At 61.0% G+C, this 18,180-nt stretch carries 15 protein-coding genes and 4 pseudogenes; 11 read left to right on the top strand and 8 right to left on the bottom strand.

From position 1 onward, the window contains the following. Window positions 1–485: 485 nt before the first annotated feature. Complete coding sequence (locus ACCQ03_RS22055; protein WP_150147819.1) at window positions 486–1,541, top strand: hypothetical protein; 1,056 nt, start codon at window positions 486–488, stop codon at window positions 1,539–1,541. A 127-nt stretch (window positions 1,542–1,668) separates the two neighbouring features. Here ACCQ03_RS22055 and ACCQ03_RS22060 read toward each other — a convergent pair. The 3 genes and pseudogenes from ACCQ03_RS22060 to ACCQ03_RS22070 form a co-directional block, all read right to left on the bottom strand. After that, window positions 1,669–2,756 (bottom strand): IS3 family transposase gene (locus ACCQ03_RS22060; protein ID WP_150147815.1). Its coding sequence is split into 2 segments (ribosomal slippage): window positions 1,669–2,504 and window positions 2,504–2,756, totalling 1,089 coding nucleotides; the frame shifts between segments, so codons are not numbered across the junction. 159 nt (window positions 2,757–2,915) lie between these two features. Beyond that, window positions 2,916–3,248 (bottom strand): hypothetical protein, encoded by a 333-nt coding sequence (locus ACCQ03_RS22065; RefSeq protein WP_007966095.1) that lies wholly within the window; start codon window positions 3,246–3,248, stop codon window positions 2,916–2,918. Next, a pseudogene (locus tag ACCQ03_RS22070) lies at window positions 3,241–3,393 on the bottom strand (ParA family protein); the annotation flags it as partial. The gene ACCQ03_RS22065 and the pseudogene ACCQ03_RS22070, both read right to left, overlap by 8 nt. A 110-nt stretch (window positions 3,394–3,503) precedes the next feature. On the opposite strand from ACCQ03_RS22070, the gene ACCQ03_RS22075 reads away from it, so the two are divergent. Together ACCQ03_RS22075 and ACCQ03_RS22080 are read left to right on the top strand one after the other, a co-directional pair. Next, window positions 3,504–4,474, top strand: a protein-coding gene (locus tag ACCQ03_RS22075; protein ID WP_412566710.1) for an IS5 family transposase whose coding sequence is annotated in 2 segments (ribosomal slippage) — window positions 3,504–4,365 and window positions 4,365–4,474 — 972 coding nt in all. Because the reading frame shifts where the segments join, the coding sequence is not laid out codon by codon here. A gap of 458 nt (window positions 4,475–4,932) precedes the next feature. Continuing rightward, on the top strand, window positions 4,933–5,214 hold the full coding sequence (locus ACCQ03_RS22080) for a hypothetical protein (RefSeq protein ID WP_244664242.1): 282 nt from the start codon (window positions 4,933–4,935) through the stop codon (window positions 5,212–5,214). Window positions 5,215–5,773: 559 nt separating this feature from the next. Here ACCQ03_RS22080 and ACCQ03_RS22085 read toward each other — a convergent pair. Next, window positions 5,774–5,956, bottom strand: a complete 183-nt coding sequence (locus ACCQ03_RS22085; RefSeq protein WP_342343564.1) for a penicillin acylase family protein — start codon at window positions 5,954–5,956, stop codon at window positions 5,774–5,776. A 29-nt stretch (window positions 5,957–5,985) separates the two neighbouring features. Continuing rightward, the gene (locus ACCQ03_RS22090; protein ID WP_209227885.1) at window positions 5,986–7,449 is read right to left on the bottom strand and encodes a PhoPQ-activated pathogenicity-related family protein; all 1,464 of its coding nucleotides are present in this window, start codon (window positions 7,447–7,449) and stop codon (window positions 5,986–5,988) included. Window positions 7,450–7,922: 473 nt separating this feature from the next. Between ACCQ03_RS22090 and ACCQ03_RS22095 the strand changes: the two genes are divergently transcribed. Further along, window positions 7,923–8,894: an IS5 family transposase gene (locus tag ACCQ03_RS22095; protein ID WP_150147813.1), complete on the top strand. Its 972-nt coding sequence runs from the start codon at window positions 7,923–7,925 to the stop codon at window positions 8,892–8,894. A 125-nt stretch (window positions 8,895–9,019) separates the two neighbouring features. On the opposite strand, the pseudogene ACCQ03_RS22100 reads toward ACCQ03_RS22095, so the two are convergent. Together ACCQ03_RS22100 and ACCQ03_RS22105 are read right to left on the bottom strand one after the other, a co-directional pair. Then, window positions 9,020–9,775, bottom strand: a pseudogene (locus tag ACCQ03_RS22100) (IS5 family transposase); the annotation flags it as partial. Window positions 9,776–10,096: 321 nt separating this feature from the next. Next, window positions 10,097–11,184 (bottom strand): IS3 family transposase gene (locus tag ACCQ03_RS22105; RefSeq protein ID WP_209227356.1). Its coding sequence is split into 2 segments (ribosomal slippage): window positions 10,097–10,932 and window positions 10,932–11,184, totalling 1,089 coding nucleotides; the frame shifts between segments, so codons are not numbered across the junction. Window positions 11,185–11,187: 3 nt separating this feature from the next. On the opposite strand from ACCQ03_RS22105, the pseudogene ACCQ03_RS22110 reads away from it, so the two are divergent. Continuing rightward, a pseudogene (locus tag ACCQ03_RS22110) lies at window positions 11,188–11,400 on the top strand (transposase); the annotation flags it as partial. A gap of 17 nt (window positions 11,401–11,417) precedes the next feature. Here ACCQ03_RS22110 and ACCQ03_RS22115 read toward each other — a convergent pair. Beyond that, window positions 11,418–11,732 (bottom strand): PIN domain-containing protein, encoded by a 315-nt coding sequence (locus ACCQ03_RS22115; protein WP_150147951.1) that lies wholly within the window; start codon window positions 11,730–11,732, stop codon window positions 11,418–11,420. Between the two features lie 259 nt (window positions 11,733–11,991). Here ACCQ03_RS22115 and ACCQ03_RS22120 point away from each other — a divergent pair. The 6 genes and pseudogenes from ACCQ03_RS22120 to ACCQ03_RS22145 form a co-directional block, all read left to right on the top strand. After that, window positions 11,992–13,534, top strand: a pseudogene (locus tag ACCQ03_RS22120) (type III secretion system effector avirulence protein AvrBs3); the annotation flags it as partial. A gap of 1,334 nt (window positions 13,535–14,868) precedes the next feature. Next, window positions 14,869–15,114 carry a hypothetical protein gene (locus tag ACCQ03_RS22125; RefSeq protein WP_150147946.1) on the top strand — a complete coding sequence of 82 codons (246 nt, stop codon included), beginning with the start codon at window positions 14,869–14,871 and terminating at the stop codon, window positions 15,112–15,114. 49 nt (window positions 15,115–15,163) lie between these two features. After that, window positions 15,164–15,304: a hypothetical protein gene (locus ACCQ03_RS22130; protein WP_209227358.1), complete on the top strand. Its 141-nt coding sequence runs from the start codon at window positions 15,164–15,166 to the stop codon at window positions 15,302–15,304. Between the two features lie 113 nt (window positions 15,305–15,417). Beyond that, window positions 15,418–15,723, top strand: a complete 306-nt coding sequence (locus ACCQ03_RS22135) for a plasmid mobilization protein (RefSeq protein WP_150147943.1) — start codon at window positions 15,418–15,420, stop codon at window positions 15,721–15,723. Then, complete coding sequence (locus ACCQ03_RS22140; RefSeq protein ID WP_150147940.1) at window positions 15,720–15,926, top strand: hypothetical protein; 207 nt, start codon at window positions 15,720–15,722, stop codon at window positions 15,924–15,926. The genes ACCQ03_RS22135 and ACCQ03_RS22140 overlap by 4 nt, the downstream gene beginning before the upstream one ends. 420 nt (window positions 15,927–16,346) lie before the next feature. Further along, window positions 16,347–17,033, top strand: a complete 687-nt coding sequence (locus tag ACCQ03_RS22145) for a hypothetical protein (RefSeq protein ID WP_150147972.1) — start codon at window positions 16,347–16,349, stop codon at window positions 17,031–17,033. Window positions 17,034–18,180: the final 1,147 nt, after the last annotated feature.

The raw sequence follows: 18,180 nt of genomic DNA on the forward strand, positions 1-18,180 counted from the left end.
AGCGGCTGACCATCGGCCTGCGGGGTGCATCCCCGTTCCTGTGACTCTATAAGTATATATATACCTACCTACCGAAAGTGAATGGTAGCAGACTTTCGCGCTTCAAGATCATTCGTCACCGCGACAAAGAGGAGATGTAAGCCGCCCCGCCACGCGTGCATCCACGTTGAGCATCCTGCCTTGCCAGGATGCTCAACGTGGATGCACGCGTGGCCGGACTGGAGCTGGGGTGACGGAAATTTCGGCGGTTCCGGCTTACCCCCCTTTATCGCCGTCGATAGCCGCATCGCACCGATATCGGTGCCGCAGTCCGGACCCAGCGGGTCGCAGATTGCACTGCATCGCGGCACGCTTGTGATGGGAGCCGACTTGTACATACCGCCTTATCGGCGCCTTCGCCAACGCGCAGATCGCTTCCGGCTTGGCCGTCGTGCTGCGTCGCTGACGAGCATGATCCAGCGCTCCACCCATCACCAGGGACGCAAATGATGAATATCGGAGCCAAGCTCTTGCTTGCCACTTGCATCATCGCAAGCACGGCCAATGCAGCGGAAAGCGGGCAAACTGCGGCGACCGCATCGGCGGGCCGCACTGCGGCGATCTCGTCCTGGGAAACGACGATCCGGCAGGAAGCTCCCACGATGGAGGGATGCTTCCGTTCGTCGTTCCCCAACAATGGCTGGCAGGCAACCGCCTGCGTGCCCTCGCCAAAGCTGCTCTCGAGGCCGCCGGCCATCACTGTCCACAAGGATGGCGCCATCACCGCGCGCACCGATGCGGCGCTGACCGCCGGTAACGGTGTCGACTACGTTGCAGGCACACGCCAGCTTATCCAATCGACGTTGGGAACATTCCCGACCGTGACTGGCGTGGCCACTGGCGTGGCCGACTATTCGCTACAGATCAACACCAATCTCGATAGGAACGCTGTGACCTGCGCACAGTTCGGATATTCCTCGTGCTGGACCTGGCAGCAGTTCTTCTACTCCACCGACTACGACAGCGACCCGATCAACGGCCGGACGCCGGTCATCTTTATCGAGAACTGGTTCTATGCCGGCAATGCCGAGGAATTTGAGGCAAAGGGCTGCCCGTCTGGTTGGAATTCCTACTCCACCAGCGATTACAACGCGTGTTATAGCAACAGCAATGGGGTGATTGTGCCGCTGGTTCCAATCTCGCAGATCGGCAGCATCAAGATGAGCGCTTCGGCGACCGCGGGCGGCGTGGACACCGTGACGTTCTCGATCGACGGCAGGGCCTACAGCGTCAGTCAAAGCGCCAACACTCTGAACATCAACAGGATTTGGCGGCGCTCCGAGTTCAATATATTCGGCAACGGCAGTGACCACCCGCTGGTGTTGTTCAATTCGGGCTCGCATGTCACCGTGAACGTGGCCGTCAAAGATGGAACCTCGAATGCTCCGAGGTGCCTGGGTCCCAACGCCGGTTATTCGGGGCAACAGAACAACCTCACGCTAGGCAAATGCACCGCGTCTGGTGGTGCCTCGCCTTCCATCACCTTTACCGAAAGCAACTGACGCCCGGGCGTTTTTCGTTGCCGTGGCTACCGGGCGCTGTCTCAGCGTGAGTTGGCGGGTGCGCAATGCCCAATCTGCGTGCGCAACATGGTAATCCCCCCGCTTTTAGCGGACTCCAGAAGTGGAGTTATGCAGCCATCGCCAGTTTCATCGCTGGCGTGATGCCGCCGAGCGCCATGTTCGGGCGCTCATGGTTATACGTCCATAGCCAGCGGGTGGCCTTGTCCTGCACCTGCTCGATGGTGTCGAACAGCGTTGTGGCCAGCCACGCGTAGCGGACCGTGCGGTTGTAGCGTTCAACGTAGGCGTTCTGTTGTGGCTTGCCCGGCTGGATGTGCTCGACCCGGATGCCATGCCGCTGCGCCCAGGACAGCAACGCGCCACTGATGTACTCAGGACCGTTGTCGCAGCGGATCACGGCGGGCTTGCCGCGCCACTGGATGATCTGCTCCAACGAGCGGATCACCCGGGCTGACGGCAGCGACAGGTCGACCTCGATCCCCAGTCCCTCGCGATTGAAGTCGTCGCGCACGTTGAACAGCCTGAAGCTGCGGCCGTCGGCCAGCTGGTCGTGCATGAAGTCCATCGACCAGACTTGGTTGATCGTCTCCGGCACCGCCAGTGGCTCCGGCCGCTCACGCACCAGCCGCTTCTTCGGCTTGATCCGCAGGTTCAACTCCAACTCGCGGTAGATACGGTAGATCCGCTTGTGGTTCCAACCAAAGCCCTTCACGTTGCGCAGGTACAGGTAGCACAGGCCAAAGCCCCCGTCGCGATGGGCGGTCGTCAACCGGATCAGCCAGTCGGCGATCCGGGCGTTCTCCTCGCTGACCTTGGCCTGGTACCGATAGCAGGTCTCACTCACCGCGAAGGTCTGGCAGGCGTGGCGGATGTTCGTGCGCCCGCTCGTGACTGCCGATTGGGCCATCTCGCGTCGCTGAGATGGCCTCACCATTTTTTTGCGAGCGCTTCCTTCAGCAGGTCGGTACTGAGCTGCGCCTCGGCGTACATCTTCTTGAGCCGGCGGTTCTCCTCCTCCAGCTCCTTCATGCGCGCGACCATGGACACGTCCATGCCGCCGAACTTGCTACGCCACTTGTAGAACGTGGCCGAGCTGATGCCGTGCTCGCGGCACAGCTCCGGCACGGGCGCACCGGCCTCGGCCTGCTTGAGCACGGCGATGATCTGGTTGTCGGTGAAGCGGGACTTCTTCATGGAACCTCCTCGGGAAAGGGGACGAGAAAATTCCACTTCTGCCGTCAGCTAATGGGCGGGGGGATTACCACTGTTTACGCTCCTCGAAAACATCCAAATCCGACATTAACGAAAAATGCAGGTGTCGGGTCTATTGTTTAGCTGCTACCTAGCAGCAAACTAACTACTAGATTGTTCGTAATGAGCAAGGGCCTTTTCCAATATCTCGACCAACAGCACACCTTCACGCTGCGCCAGGGCGCGGATGCGAGCATCCCATTCAGGCGTGACCCGCGTGGCGAACTGCACCGTGCGGTTCGTCTTGCGGGCGCTCCGGCCGTCGATCTTCTTGGCCGTCCGCGCTTGCGGTGGTGGGTTGGCGGCGGCGACCGGCCTGGTTACCGGCGCAACCTCCGGCGCGGTCAGGTTCGTACTGGCCTCGTCCAGCGTCGGCGGTGCGCCCAGCTCGTCGCGCCGGCCTTTCAGTTTCTTGAGCATGGATACGTCAGCCATTTGTCACCCGGTCGATGAGCGATTGAATGAGGGTGTCGGCCCGCTCGTTCAGGCCCGCAAAGCGGGTTTCTGTGATGCTGTGACCGGTATTTTGCGCCTGGCGGTAGGCCGGCCGGTCGCGTAGGCTCCCGTCCAGGACGGTGTAGAGGGTCGGCAGGGATTCGTGTAAAAAACAGCCAAAAGTGAGCTAAGGAAACTCTGAACAATCCATCGTGATCTGCCACAATCGATCAACGACCCGAGTAGACGATTTCGATGCAGCTGACCTTCGGCGACGCGGAGTACAACGGCAAGCGCAAGCGGACGCGGCGTGAGGTGTTCTTGGCCGAGATGGACCAGGTCGTGCCGTGGAAGGACCTGCTGGCGCTGATCGAGCCGCACTACCCGAAGTCGGGGCAGCCGGGGCGACAGCCGTATCGGCTGGAGACCATGCTGCGCATCCACTTTTTGCAGCAGTGGTATGCACTGAGCGATCCATCGGCGGAAGAAGCGCTGTACGACACGGTGTCGATGCGCCGTTTCGCCAAGATCGGCGGGCTGGATGAGGTGCCGGACGAGACGACGATTCTCAACTTCCGCCATCTGTTGGAGCAGCACGATTTGGCGCGCAAGCTGTTCAATCGGGTCAACGCGCACCTGTCGCGCAAGGGGCAGAGCTTGCGCGGCGGGACGATCGTGGACGCCACGATCATCGCTGCGCCCAGCTCGACCAAGAACAAGGATGGCGAGCGCGATCCGGAGATGCACCAAACCAAGAAGGGCAACCAGTACTACTTCGGGATGAAGGCGCACATCGGGGTGGACGATGACTCCGGGCTGGTGCACCACGTGGAGTGCACGGCGGCCAACGTGGCCGATATCACACAAGCGCACAAGCTGCTGCACGGCAAGGAGGACACGCTGTGCGCGGACAGCGGCTACACCGGGCTTGAGAAACGCGAGGAGATGAAGCGCAAGCGCAAACTGCGCTACCTGATCGCGGAGAAGCCCTCGAAGCTGAAGCAGATTAAGAACAAGCGCGAACTGAAGTTGGCCAAGCGCTGGGAGCACACAAAAGCCAGCCTGCGTGCAAAGGTGGAACACCCGTTTCGGGTGATCAAGCGCCAGTTTGGCTACGTCAGGTGCGCTATCGCGGTTTGGCGAAGAACACCGCACAGATGCTGATGCTGTTTGCGCTGTCGAATCTGTGGCTGAAGCGCAAAGAGTTCATTACCGCCGCGGGGTAGGTGCGCCCGTAATCGGGACGATACCCCGAAAAAGCGCCAAAAACGGCGAAAAACCGAGGATCTGAGCGCGGTCACCGCGACCGATATGGCTTACCACATCCTCCGATCGCGTTGTTCATACCTTCCCTAAGTGATTGAAGTGCAAGGACGATTGCTTCTTCTCGTTGGCGGATCTTCCCGCCAACTGTTCGAACGTGCAGAACCGGCCTATCTGCCCGCGATGCATGCTTTACCCATAGGATCTCGCCGAACAGGTTCAGATCACCACCTATCCCAGCGGAAAGCTCCCGGGCCGTCGTTGACTTGGGCGGCTTCGCGCAGATGTTTCAACAACCGCTGGTGTTCATCGGACAAATCTCGCGTGAAAACCTCGAATCCACGCCGCCCCGCAACCACGATTGAGGGCCGTTTTTTTGAGTTCCCCGGAATCGCAATGTCCAGTCTAGGACTTCTCTCAGATGAGCGCCGAAGATCTGGTCAAATCCGTCATCGGCAGACGCCAGCGCCAGCGATTCACGTCGTACATCCAGGCAGTGCCTCGCCTTTCCAGAAGCCGCTCCACTCGTAACGGCCATCGCCTGGCACCGACAGCGACTCATCGCGATGTGCGCGGCGTCGCGCATGCCGGCGGTGGCCCAGCCGATCGTGCCGTTCACATCGGCATAGCCGCGATTGAAGACGGTGCGCCCCAGTACGCGAGCGCCTGCTGGAACTGGGCGAACGAGGCACTTAGCAGATAGCGGCGACCAGGTGCGGCGCAGTGCCGGGCTTGCTCCAGACTGAACGGATCGCGTAGGCCAGACGCCTGTCGGTGTCGAGGTAAACCACCGGCCCCTGCAGGGGCTGTAGCGTCGTCTTGACCGGCGCCGCGTAGCACGGCGATGAATTCATGTTCGGTGCGCAGCGGCTCCCACCTGCCTTGTTGCCAGGAAAACGCATTGTCGACAGGATTGAGCCGGTACACGTAATAGGTCTTGCCTAGTCGATGTTAAAGATGGTCAGGCTGAGGGCACTGGTGCGGTTATGTCCTGACGTGCGCCGGCTCGCTTGCCGCCAGTGCGTGTTGGCACTCAGACGGGGCCTTTGCGTGGCCAACTCGTAGTGCTCCCGCAGGCAGGGGCCGAGGCCTTCGGGCAATGCTAGTCCAGGCTGGTTGCAGCATCAGCCTCGCTGCGTAGACCGGCAGCGAGGCCCAGCACACCACTTCGCTCTTGACACTGCGGCTCAGGCCGGTGGTGCAGATCTGTAGCATATCCTCCGGCGCCCAGCACTCCCCGACCATAGGCGAAGCTGCGGAACTCATAAAGCAATCTCGCGGCGCGCACCGGATAGGTAACTGGCCCAGCGGCTGCCATTTCGTCCCAAGACGAAAAAGCGCGAAGCGCGATCCTGTGCCAAGTAGTCCGGACCAAACGCCTGGCCCAGCTGTCCCAGGTCCTTGCGACGAAGCAGATCCAGCCGAAACAGCCGGTCGCGGGCCACGTTGAAGGAGAATTAGGGTTGAAGGTCCATTAGGGAAGGGTTCTGCAGGCCGCGCCGTTATCTGCTGGAGGCTTGATTGAATACTTCTGCTTTCCTAGGATATACGCTTGACTTGTAGCTACGAACCCGTCTTTAAATGTCGCCTCCACAAAATAAGCCGCCCAACCGGCGTCAGGTGTACTAACAGGCACGCGAAGCCTTGTGGAGGAGGTAGGGAGCTCCGTAGGCTTAAAACGTACGCCACATGCATAACGAAAATCTCTCGAGTCCGGGTTTGAAGAACTCCACAAACGTAGTGTCTCCGGTCTCTCAGAAGAAGAAAAATCGATCATGGGAGTCTTCCCTTCATTCAGTCGACCAGTCACTACAGGAACCGCTTGCTGCTTTTGCATGCGATTTATAAATGTGACTAAGGAATCCTCTATGGACGGCCGGATCCCGTAATGTGATGTGTTCGGGACAATGCGTAGAGCTTTGGAGCCTGGCAAATTATCGTAATAAAATTGACTCCCATCGGGAACAAAGAAGTCATCCCCGCTTGCATTTATGATGTACTTTGGCCGCGCCAAGCGATCACGATACGGCGAGTTAAGATATTGAAATGGGTCTTGCAGCTGCAAAAGGTTGGCAAAACCACTGCTATCGAGCTGCTTTGTAATTCCCTCTTCTACGTACGAATAAAAAGCTACTGGCCAATTCCCACCGTACACATGGCGTATATGGTCAAATAATACGCCCATATTCAAGAAATCGATGACAATCGGAACGACTGCATCTACTCGACGGTCAGCAATCAAGGCATGCCAGCTTGCCCACCCACGCTTCGAAGCTCCCGCAAGAACGAATTGGTGTATCTGCAAATCTCCTAGCTCGCGTTCGGCAAGGCTCATTGCACGGGCTATAGCTGCTGACATGGGTACGTGCAGCGGCATAGTCTTGCGTTGCTCTGGAGATTGCAGGAACCGGGCCCAGGTATGAGCCACACTATCGTCCTCACGGCGAGGCTTGCCATCATCGCTGTAGGTCAGGTACTGATTCGGTATGTCGCTTAGCGCAATCACCACAGTTCGCGTACGCGTCGCGATCATTGCAAGCGCTTCCGGAGTAAGTTCACTTGCAGCTTCCGGTGAACTTCCCTCGGAAGCGTGCCGCGTTCCATTGGTGGAGATCAGCAGTGCGCGCTTCCTTAGCGCGTCTTTGGGAATATAGATCGCAACATCGTGTTTCCACAGCGCTGGTTGTACAACCCCTTCGGGGGACCACTCCTGTGAAGTCAGAAGATAGTTGCGTCTTTCCACGCCATTGACCAATTCGTTGGATACATGGTTATAGACCAACGGTTGTCGTTCAATCGCGTCGTGGTAGCAGGTCAGTGCATCACTGAATTTGACACTTGAGCTGCTCGCACATTCGAGCGCATCACGCGGAGAGGCCTCAGCAGTCATGCCTGCAGTAGCGACTAAGACCATGCCGGCTAAAATTCTGAATTTCATTTTTTTACCATGATGATTGATGGTGTGGTCAAAATTCATAGTAATAACCTTTGACGGGGCGACTTCGCAGCTAAAGATCTAAAAAATAGCTAACTATTCACGACAAAAGAAATTATTCATAAATCTCCATCTAAATAACGCGAATTTGCGAAGAAATTCATACCTTAGCGAAGCGCTGAAGGGGTGCGGTTCCTGCAGCAGCTGCGCTTTTTTGAGCATTTCCGCGTAGCGCGTCCTGGACGTTTCGGCTAGCCTTGAAGTAGCTGAAAAGAACTGGTCTATCACGCCCTTTACCCAGTAGGAATTGGATGCCACATGCTTGGGGATCAAGTGAATTGCCAGCTATAACCGGTCAGCTAGCATCGCAAGTATTTTATGTGCAATTGACCTGCGAGGTCGGCTCGGTTAAGGAAACTCTGAACAATCCATCGTGATCTGCCACAATCGATCAACGACCCGAGTAGACGATTTCGATGCAGCTGACCTTCGGCGACGCGGAGTACAACGGCAAGCGCAAGCGGACGCGGCGTGAGGTGTTCTTGGCCGAGATGGACCAGGTCGTGCCGTGGAAGGACCTGCTGGCGCTGATCGAGCCGCACTACCCGAAGTCGGGGCAGCCGGGGCGACAGCCGTATCGGCTGGAGACCATGCTGCGCATCCACTTTTTGCAGCAGTGGTATGCACTGAGCGATCCATCGGCGGAAGAAGCGCTGTACGACACGGTGTCGATGCGCCGTTTCGCCAAGATCGGCGGGCTGGATGAGGTGCCGGACGAGACGACGATTCTCAACTTCCGCCATCTGTTGGAGCAGCACGATTTGGCGCGCAAGCTGTTCAATCGGGTCAACGCGCACCTGTCGCGCAAGGGGCAGAGCTTGCGCGGCGGGACGATCGTGGACGCCACGATCATCGCTGCGCCCAGCTCGACCAAGAACAAGGATGGCGAGCGCGATCCGGAGATGCACCAAACCAAGAAGGGCAACCAGTACTACTTCGGGATGAAGGCGCACATCGGGGTGGACGATGACTCCGGGCTGGTGCACCACGTGGAGTGCACGGCGGCCAACGTGGCCGATATCACACAAGCGCACAAGCTGCTGCACGGCAAGGAGGACACGCTGTGCGCGGACAGCGGCTACACCGGGCTTGAGAAACGCGAGGAGATGAAGCGCAAGCGCAAACTGCGCTACCTGATCGCGGAGAAGCCCTCGAAGCTGAAGCAGATTAAGAACAAGCGCGAACTGAAGTTGGCCAAGCGCTGGGAGCACACAAAAGCCAGCCTGCGTGCAAAGGTGGAACACCCGTTTCGGGTGATCAAGCGCCAGTTTGGCTACGTCAAGGTGCGCTATCGCGGTTTGGCGAAGAACACCGCACAGATGCTGATGCTGTTTGCGCTGTCGAATCTGTGGCTGAAGCGCAAAGAGTTCATTACCGCCGCGGGGTAGGTGCGCCCGTAATCGGGACGATACCCCGAAAAAGCGCCAAAAACGGCGAAAAACCGAGGATCTGAGCGCGGTCACCGCGACCGATATGGCTTACCACATCCTCCGATCGCGTTGTTCAGACCTTCCTTAATCTGCTTCAGCTTCGAGGGCTTCTCCGCGATCAGGTAGCGCAGTTTGCGCTTGCGCTTCATCTCCTCGCGTTTCTCAAGCCCGGTGTAGCCGCTGTCCGCGCACAGCGTGTCCTCCTTGCCGTGCAGCAGCTTGTGCGCTTGTGTGATATCGGCCACGTTGGCCGCCGTGCACTCCACGTGGTGCACCAGCCCGGAGTCATCGTCCACCCCGATGTGCGCCTTCATCCCGAAGTAGTACTGGTTGCCCTTCTTGGTTTGGTGCATCTCCGGATCGCGCTCGCCATCCTTGTTCTTGGTCGAGCTGGGCGCAGCGATGATCGTGGCGTCCACGATCGTCCCGCCGCGCAAGCTCTGCCCCTTGCGCGACAGGTGCGCGTTGACCCGATTGAACAGCTTGCGCGCCAAATCGTGCTGCTCCAACAGATGGCGGAAGTTGAGAATCGTCGTCTCGTCCGGCACCTCATCCAGCCCGCCGATCTTGGCGAAACGGCGCATCGACACCGTGTCGTACAGCGCTTCTTCCGCCGATGGATCGCTCAGTGCATACCACTGCTGCAAAAAGTGGATGCGCAGCATGGTCTCCAGCCGATACGGCTGTCGCCCCGGCTGCCCCGACTTCGGGTAGTGCGGCTCGATCAGCGCCAGCAGGTCCTTCCACGGCACGACCTGGTCCATCTCGGCCAAGAACACCTCACGCCGCGTCCGCTTGCGCTTGCCGTTGTACTCCGCGTCGCCGAAGGTCAGCTGCATCGAAATCGTCTACTCGGGTCGTTGATCGATTGTGGCAGATCACGATGGATTGTTCAGAGTTTCCCTAACATGCGCTCTCTTGTACTCGACGAAATATCGCAGCAATCTGCTCTGAGCGCGTGTTCGTCGAGCCGGTCATTATCGTCGGCTACTCAAGGTCCAAGTGCAACACCCTGGCACCGAAATCCTGGCTGGGCGGCGAAGCATTGACGCTGAGGATGATCCATACCTTCCCCAACTGGCTGATCACCCGCCTGTCGGCATTGCACCGGCTGCGATGGTGTGGTAATCCCCCACTTTTAGCGGTCGCCAGAAGTGGAGCTAAGCGGCCATCGCCAACTTCATGGCAGGCGTGATGCCGCCGAGCGCCATATTCGGACGCTCGTGGTTGTACGTCCATAGCCAGCGGGTGGCTTTGTCCTGCACCTGGTCGATGGTGTCGAACAGGGTTTGGGCGAGCCAGGCGTAGCGGATGGTGCGGTTGTAGCGTTCAACGTAGGCGTTCTGCTGTGGCTTGCCCGGCTGGATGTGCTCGACCCGGATGCCATGCCGCTGCGCCCAGGACAGCAACGCGCCACTGATGTATTCAGGGCCGTTGTCGCAGCGGATCACGGCGGGCTTGCCGCGCCACTCGATGATCTGCTCCAGCGATCGGATCACACGGGCTGACGGCAGCGACAGATCCACCTCGATCCCCAGCCCCTCGCGATTGAAGTCGTCGAGCACATTGAACAGCCGGAAGCTGCGGCCGTCGGCCAACTGGTCGTGCATGAAGTCCATCGACCAGACCTGGTTGATGGCCTCCGGCACCGCCAGAGGCTCGGGCCGCTCACGCACCAGCCGCTTCTTCGGCTTGATCCGCAGGTTCAACTCCAGCTCGCGGTAGATCCGGTAGACCCGCTTGTGATTCCAGCCAAAGCCCTTCACGTTGCGCAGGTGCAGAAAGCACAGGCCAAAGCCCCCGTCGCGATGGGCGGTCGTCAGGCGGACCAGCCAGTCGGCGATCCGGGCGTTCTGCTCGCTGGCCTTGGCCTGGTAGCGCAAGCAGGTCTCGCTCACCGCGAAGGCCTGGCAGGCGTGGCGGATGTTCGTGCGCCCGCTCGTGACTGCCGATTGGGCCATCTCGCGTCGCTGAGATGGCCTCACCATTTTTTTGCGAGCGCTTCCTTCAGCAGGTCGGTACTGAGCTGCGCCTCGGCGTACATCTTCTTGAGCCGGCGGTTCTCCTCCTCCAGCTCCTTCATGCGCGCGACCATGGACACGTCCATGCCGCCGAACTTGCTGCGCCACTTGTAGAACGTGGCCGAGCTGATGCCGTGCTCGCGGCACAGCTCCGGCACGGGCGCACCGGCCTGGGCCTGCTTGAGCACGGCGATGATCTGGCTGTCGGTAAAGCGGGACTTCTTCATGGAACCTCCTCGGGAAAGGGGACGAGAAAATTCCACTTCTGGCGTCTGCTAATGGGCGGGGGGATTACCGACCAGGATCTCTCCGGGGTTGATCTGGCCGATGGAGATGCCGAGGTTGCCCCCGGCGTTTCGATGCGTCAGATGGCGAAAGAGGTCTATCGCTGTGGAGACGATGCAGAGGCAGAAAGAATGCTTCGGCGCATCCTTGCCGCCTAGTCGTTGGTGAGTGAGGCTCACCAGTGGCCAGGCTTGTCGATCGGCTTGCCGGGCTTGCGAACCCGCTCGGGAAGCTGCGCTGCGGCCAGCTCATCATCCAAAATGTAGTGACGTGTCCAGTCGGCGCGGCTCGACAGCGAGACGCTGACTCTTCTGTCCGCTTCACCATCGACCGGCGGCCTACGTGGCGTGACCATGCCTAGCACGATGGTCGGGAAATCCTCGCGGATCGCCGCAAGGGCCGGCGCGATATCGCTATCGTTGGAGCACACAACCAACTGCTCATAGCGCCCCGACGCCGCATCGCGATACATGGCCAGCGCCAGGTTCACATCGAGGGTCGGCAGGGATTCGTGTAAAAAACAGCCAAAAGTGAGCTAACTTGCTGTCAGAAAAGAAATTTTTCACAACTTCCTGCCGGCCCTCCAGACGGGTCCAGGACCGCCTTCATGTCTGCGCCTCGCCCCCGGTCGTCGAGGGTTGCCAGGATCCCCCGAAGTTGTGTGCTGCCGTGCGGATTCGGCAAGGAGTGGAGGGACCAGAGATCTTTTAGTCTTGGGCGACCATCTTTTCTATAAAGAGGTATGCCTGATGGATCCCATTCGTCCGCGCACGCCAAGTCCTGCCCACGAACTTCTGGCCGGACCCCAGCCGGATAGGGTTCAGCCGCAGCCGACTGCAGATCGTGGGGGGGCTCCGCCTGCTGGCAGCCCCCTGGATGGCTTGCCCGCTCGACGGACAATGTCCCGAACCCGTCTCCCGTCTCCCCCTGCACCCTTGCCTGCGTTCTCAGCGGGCAGTTTCAGCGATCTGCTCCGTCAGTTCGATCCGTCGCTTCTTGATACATCGCTTTTTGATTCGATGTCTGCCTTCGGCGCTCCTCATACAGAGGCTGCCTCAGGAGAGGGGGATGAGGTGCAATCGGGTCTGCGTGCAGCCGATGACCCGCAAGCCACCGTGCAGGTCGCTGTGACGGCCGCGCGGCCGCCGCGCGCCAAGCCGGCGCCGCGACGGCGTGCTGCGCACACCTCTGACGCTTCGCCGGCCGGGCAGGTCGATCTATACACGCTCGGCTACAGCCAGCAGCAGCAAGAGAAGATCAAACTGAAGGCTCGTTCGACAGTAGCACAGCACCACGAGGCACTGATCGGCCATGGGTTTACACGTGCGCACATCGTTGCGCTCAGCCAACACCCGGCAGCCTTAGGGACCGTCGCTGTCAAGTACCAGGCCATGATCGCGGCGTTGCCGGAGGCGACACATGAAGACATCGTTGGCGTCGGCAAACAGTGGTCCGGCGCACGCGCCCTGGAAGCATTGCTCACGGTGTCGGGAGAGTTGAGAGGTCCACCGTTACAGTTGGACACAGGCCAACTTCTCAAGATTGCAAAACGTGGCGGCGTGACCGCGGTGGAGGCAGTGCATGCATGGCGCAATGCACTGACGGGCGCTCCCCTGACCCTGACCCCGGCGCAGGTGGTGGCCATCGCCAGCAATATTGGCGGCAAGCAGGCGCTGGAGACGGTGCAGCGGCTGTTGCCGGTGCTGTGCGAGCAAACATGGCCTGACCCCGGACCAGGTGGTGGCCATCGCCAGCCACGATGGCGGCAAGCCGGCGCTGGAGACGGTGCAGCGGCTGTTGCCGGTGCTGTGCGACCAACATGGCCTGACCCCGGCGCAGGTGGTGGCCATCGCCAGCAATGGCGGCGGTAAGCCGGCGCTGGAGACGGTGCAGCGGCTGTTGCCGGTGCTGTGCGAGCAACATGGCCTGACCCCGGACCAGGTGGTGGCCATCGCCAGCCACGATGGCGGCAAGCAGGCGCTGGAGATGGTGCAGCGGCTGTTGCCGGTGCTGTGCGAGCAACATGGCCTGACCCCGGCGCAGGTGGTGGCCATCGCCAGCAATGGCGGCGGTAAGCCGGCGCTGGAGACGGTGCAGCGGCTGTTGCCGGTGCTGTGCGAGCAACATGGCCTGACCCCGGACCAGGTGGTGGCCATCGCCAGCCACGATGGCGGCAAGCCGGCGCTGGAGAGCATTTTTGCCCAGTTATCTCGCCCTGATCAGGCGTTGGCCGCGTTGACCAATGACCACCTCGTCGCCTTGGCCTGCCTCGGCGGGCGTCCTGCGCTGGAGGCAGTGAAAAAGGGATTGCCGCACGCGCCGACCTTGATCAAAAGAACCAATCGCCGTCTTCCCGAACGCACGTCCCATCGCGTTGCCGACCACGCGCAAGTGGCTCGCGTGCTGGGTTTTTTCCAGTGCCACTCCCACCCAGCGCAAGCATTTGATGAAGCCATGACGCAGTTCGGGATGAGCAGGCACGGGTTGTTACAGCTATTTCGCAGAGTGGGCGTCACCGAACTGGAGGCCCGCAGTGGAACGCTCCCCCCAGCCCCGCAGCGTTGGCACCGTATCCTCCAGGCATTAGGGATGAAAAGGGCCGAACCGTCCGGTGCTTCGGCTCAAACGCCGGACCAGGCGTCTTTGCATACATTCGCCGATGCGCTGGAGCGTGAGCTGGATGCGCCCAGCCCAATAGACCGGGCGGGCCAGGCGCTGGCAAGCAGCAGCCGTAAACGGTCCCGATCGGAGAGTTCTGTCACCGGCTCCTTCGCACAGCAAGCTGTCGAGGTGCGCGTTCCCGAACAGCGCGATGCGCTGCATTTACCCCCCCTCAGCTGGGGTGTAAAACGCCCGCGTACCAGGATCGGGGGCGGCCTCCCGGATCCTGGTACACCCATGGACGCCGACCTGGCAGCGTCCAGCACCGTGATGTGGGAACAAGATGCGGACCCCTTCGCAGGGGCAGCGGATGATTTCCCGGCATTCAACGAAGAGGAGATGGCATGGTTGATGGAGCTATTTCCTCAGTGAGGCTCAGTCGGGATTACCTGAGCGTTGCCAGGGATGGGTGTAATAAACCTCTCACTCATCACTCAATGAGTTAGCTCACTTTTGGCTGTTTTTTACACGAATCCCTGCCGACCCTCTTCTACCTGCAGGCTTTCGCTGGCAAGGCCGTGCGTGCCGTCGCGTATCTGGCTACTACCGGAGCGCCGAGAGCCGGAACGTCGCCATCGAGCAGTTCAAGCAGTCGCGGGCCAGCCATCATGCCGCCCATCTGCTACGCCGCCAGGCCGCAACACGCCCACATACGCTCCAGGTCGGCGACGTGTTGAACACCAGCTGGGGTTACGAACAAACGAACGTCGAATTCTTCCAAGTGGTTGCCGTCACTGGCGCGATGGCCACGCTGCGTGAGATTGCCGCCAGCTACACCGAGGCAGGTTTCATGAGTGGGAAGAAGACGCCTCATGTCGGCCGGTTTCACGGGCGAACCGATCCGCCGGAGAGTGGGTGCTTCCAACACTGTGAAGATCGACGGTAGCCGTCGTGCCACCCCGTGGGACGGCCGCCCTCAGCACGTCAGCAGCTACGCCTAACTTTCATCGAGCAAGGAGAGGACCATGAGCAACAAGACTCCGCTGATCGCCAACGTGGTTGACCGTTACACCGGCCGCGATGGATCCGAGCAATCCCACTGGACAGAGGTGGGCATCGCCTTCCCGCACAAATCGGGCGAAGGGTTCAACCTTGTCATCCGTCCGGGCCTCGCTGTGTCCGGGACCATCGTCCTGACCACGAAGAAGGCCCGCGAAGAAGCCGAAGGAGGCGCGGCCCCGGAAGCCGCCACCTTTCCCGAAGAATCGTGACCTGGAGCACGACGAGCGCATCCCGGCAACGGCCTGCGACAGGATCCCAATGCCAGTCCTTCATACCCTGGCCGAGGCGATGACCTTCATGGAACAGTTGTGCGCCATCGCCCAGGACGCCGAGGTGGTGGCACGGGCAGAGCAGCTGCGCGACATGATTGACGACGCGTTGTTTTTCTACGGCAGTTAGTGGCTGAATCTTGGTGCGACCCCACATATTGGGGTCCAAGCGGGTCACCGTAGGCGGCCCATTTACGTTTGCCCACTTATTATGATAAGAATGCGCCACACAGGAGGCCCACCATGCCCGCCCCACTCTCCCGCGAAGCCAACGGCACCGAGCGCATCACCGTCGTGATGACCCCGGCTCAAAAGCGCACGCTCCAACAGCGCGCCCGTCACGCAGGGCTGACCATCAGCGACTACATCCGTCGCCAGGCGCTGGAGAGCGAGGATCTCGGACCACTGCTAGAGCAGCTGCGCGCGTCCACCGCGCAGGCCAATCGTGCGCTCGATAGCGTGTTTTCGCGGCTGCATACGCACGCCAATGACCTGAGCGTCGCGGAGGCTGCAGCACGTGCCCGCGCCAAGCGGGCGAACGCACCATGACCACCTTGACCGACGTGATGAAGGCGCTGCGCGAAGTCATCGTGATGAACGAACGCGTCACCACGCTCGCCAGTTTGGTAGACAAACTCGCGTCAGAAAGCATTGAAACACGTGAACGCCTGGTCCGCGTTGAAACGGTGCTGGAACTGGCGTTCAAGGCACCCCCTAACCGAGGGACACTGCTGCCGCCCAGCGGCGAGTGAATTGGACAGCGCCGCGGCCTAGTGAAATTTACGATATGCGAGGTTTCAAAGAAGACTGATACTTGAGGTGATTTGACAGCGTGTGCCGCCTGAACAGGCGAAAGCCAAGGCTTTCAGGAGGCCGAACACGAAAAAACCGCCTTTGGCGAGGCGGTTTTTTCACAACAGGTGCTGGCGGAATCACCAGCAGATTCGGATCTAGCTGACTCGAATCCTACCTCCGCCGGCTACGCCGTGCAAGAGGGAAAGGATGAAAAGGCGAACACGCCCGACACCCTGCCCCGCCGCCAGTAGGCGCGGGGCATGGCAGACCTAAAGGCCGACTCGATCGGCCACGACGAATCCGAGCCAGCCGGCCACGGCAGGACGCATAAGCGTGTCCGGTGGCGTCGGCCGAGCGGCGGCAAGCGGCGGCCGGGTGTGCTGGATGCGACCCGTGCCGAGCTAGTGCGTGGCCTGGAACAGCGCCAGGGATCAATCTGGACGCGGATCCGCCATGCCGTGATCGTGGCCGGCTATCCGATCGACCGTGCCCTGCAGCGCGTCCGAGCACTGCGCGCAGATGGCGCCGAATCACTGCTTGCGCTGGCGGTCGCCCTGCTCTACCTGGCCGACGTTCGGACCGGCTTCGTTGGCAAGCCGCGCCTAGGCGGCGGCCCCTGGAAGCGGTACACGCTAGCCGACCTGGCCCAGCTTGCCTACGGCGCTCAGGGCGAGGCCGATCTACGCCGCGCCAGGCGTGCGCTCGACATGATGGTGAGCTTGGGCTGGGCCTACCCGACCAAGCAGGTACGCCGGCACTCCACGGACGTGGAAGGCCGGAATCTATGGCGCAGCGAAGCGGCCGTTCGCCGCCTGAATTTGCAACGGTTGTGCGACATGACCGGGACGAGCTGGCTACTTAAGCGCGATCGCATGCACGCGGACCAGGCACGTGGCCAGGGGACTGCCTCGTTCGTAGACGCTCAGCAACGGCGCGAGGAAGCGAGCCGCGGCCGAAGCGTTGGCAAAGCCGCGCGCGCAGCGCCGCCGGCCACTGGCGACCCACCGGTGGCCAGCAAGAACGGCACGCAGCACATCGCCGACATCCTCTCCCTACTGAAATAGCCGTATGGCAGGGCACCCCGTGCCCGTAGCCTTGAAAAGCACTGGCAAACGGCGCTTTTCGCCCTTTTTCTCGCATCCAGCGCATCGCCCTCCCCTCCCCCGCCCCCTGTTTCTGACCCCCGCGCCTCAGTTATCCACAGGTCTGTGGATATGGCGGTGGAGTTGTTGTGGAGAAGTAACGCTATTTGTCCCATTTAATTGGGCTTCCATCCAATCAACCTCTGGTTGAAATCACAATCACCAGAAGATTTAAGAGCCAGTAAGGTGTCGCCGGCGCTACGCGCCACCGACAGCGTTTGAAGCCTTGTCCAGTTGCGGGGGCCTGCGGCCCCCCTGTCCTCTCTCCGCGCCTACGGCGCTCCGGTCGCAACTTCGACCTCCCGGAGGGGCTGCGCCCCTCCCACCGCGCCGATACAGCTGGCGCGGCGGCTCCCTCCCGCTAAAAGCGGGTTTTCAGGGCTGGGGGTCGGCGTTGGCCAGGTCATGGCGTTATCGAACTCGGATGGCTACCGAGCGCGGTTCCACCGCTGGGAATCAAGAGCGGCGCATCCATGCGCCATAGCCTTCAAAGGCGGTTGCTCCACGTGGAGCCTGCCTAATCGGCAGGTCTGGCCGTGCACATCGCCTGCGGCGTGGCGCTGGTGCCGCCGGTACGCCTGGCCAACTCGACGCCGGCGCCCACTGCCGCGCGGATCCGCGCGACCGCCGCCGCGGCGGCGCCGACCAGGTGCAGGACGCACGGGTGTAGCCGCGGCCAGGCCGCGCACCTCGTTGCAGGCGTGGCGCTGGGTCAGCGGGCAGCGCTGGCGCTGGCCAGCTCGATGTCGGCCGCGCCGGCGGTCGCTGCGGATCCACCGCTGCAGCCGCTGCTGGCGACGCCGACCAGTTGCTGGCCACGACCACCGCCACAGCCAGGCCGCGCACGTCGCCTGCAGGCGTGGCGCTGGCCAGCTCGATGCCGGCCGCGCCGGCGATCGCTGCGCGGATCCACCGCGGCAGCCACCGCCGGCTGCGCCGACCAGGAGCAGGGCGCGCCCGTCGTTCGGAGACGATGCGCAAGAAATGGCGCAGGATCGTTACTGCAAAAGTGATATTGCTTTGTTCCATCAATGTTTGTTTACGTAATGACGTAACGACGTTATTATTT

The sequence above is a fragment of the Xanthomonas sp. NCPPB 3569 genome (genome assembly GCF_041475645.2).
GTDB lineage: Bacteria > Pseudomonadota > Gammaproteobacteria > Xanthomonadales > Xanthomonadaceae > Xanthomonas > Xanthomonas phaseoli.

Coding starts and splice junctions, on each gene's coding strand:
- ACCQ03_RS22065 (WP_007966095.1), bottom strand. CDS start 3,248: ATGGCTGACGTATCCATGCTCAAGAAACTGAAAGGCCGGCGCGACGAG.
- ACCQ03_RS22095 (WP_150147813.1), top strand. CDS start 7,923: ATGCAGCTGACCTTCGGCGACGCGGAGTACAACGGCAAGCGCAAGCGG.
- ACCQ03_RS22130 (WP_209227358.1), top strand. CDS start 15,164: ATGCCAGTCCTTCATACCCTGGCCGAGGCGATGACCTTCATGGAACAG.
- ACCQ03_RS22080 (WP_244664242.1), top strand. CDS start 4,933: ATGAGCGCCGAAGATCTGGTCAAATCCGTCATCGGCAGACGCCAGCGC.
- ACCQ03_RS22055 (WP_150147819.1), top strand. CDS start 486: ATGATGAATATCGGAGCCAAGCTCTTGCTTGCCACTTGCATCATCGCA.
- ACCQ03_RS22090 (WP_209227885.1), bottom strand. CDS start 7,449: ATGAAATTCAGAATTTTAGCCGGCATGGTCTTAGTCGCTACTGCAGGC.
- ACCQ03_RS22125 (WP_150147946.1), top strand. CDS start 14,869: ATGAGCAACAAGACTCCGCTGATCGCCAACGTGGTTGACCGTTACACC.
- ACCQ03_RS22135 (WP_150147943.1), top strand. CDS start 15,418: ATGCCCGCCCCACTCTCCCGCGAAGCCAACGGCACCGAGCGCATCACC.
- ACCQ03_RS22140 (WP_150147940.1), top strand. CDS start 15,720: ATGACCACCTTGACCGACGTGATGAAGGCGCTGCGCGAAGTCATCGTG.